This is a genomic window from Cellulomonas citrea (genome assembly GCF_009829685.1).
In the GTDB taxonomy this organism is placed as follows: Bacteria; Actinomycetota; Actinomycetes; order Actinomycetales; family Cellulomonadaceae; genus Cellulomonas; species Cellulomonas citrea.
This window is the reverse complement of record NZ_VWSD01000387.1, coordinates 1-534: the sequence shown is the minus strand read 5'-3', so window position 1 is coordinate 534 and position 534 is coordinate 1. Positions and strand designations below refer to the sequence as shown.

Genomic DNA, 534 nt, shown 5'->3' with positions numbered 1-534 from the left:
TCATCGCTGACCTCGGCCACGACTCGAGTGGTGGCCTTGCTGTCGGCGGCATACTTCTCGTCATAGGTGTAGAAGGTATCGCCTGCGCAGATCACCTCGCCCGGCAGGGTGGCGACCGTTTCGCCGCGATATTGATAGACGGCGACTTCCAGTTCCCGCGCCTGAATGGTTTTCTCCACCACCACATAGGGCGAATATTGAAAGGCATCGGCCAAAATGGCGGGGATCTGCTCTGAATCATCGACCCGATAGCAGCCCACCGAGGAGCCTTGGGAGGCGGCCTTAACGAAAACTGAGCCCCACTTGGCCAGCGCCTCTGTGGTCTGGGCAATCGCCTGCTCGTCCAGTTGACTTAGGAATAGGTATGGCGTGTTGGGGATCCCCAGGGCGCTAAACCACATCTTGGCGGTGATCTTGTTGAAACAGTTGCGCGAACCTTCGTCGTCGCAGCCGCAATAGGGCAGGTTTATGAGTTCGAAATAGGACTGAATGTCGCCTGTCTCGCCAGGGTAGCCGTGAATACAGGGGATCACA

1 protein-coding gene is annotated in these 534 nt (G+C 57.5%); it reads right to left on the bottom strand.

Annotated features, from left to right (window positions below; all coding sequences use genetic code 11):
• On the bottom strand, nucleotides 1–534 hold a 534-nt coding region (locus F2B26_RS17810), incomplete at both ends, for a D-alanine--D-alanine ligase (protein ID WP_499679460.1).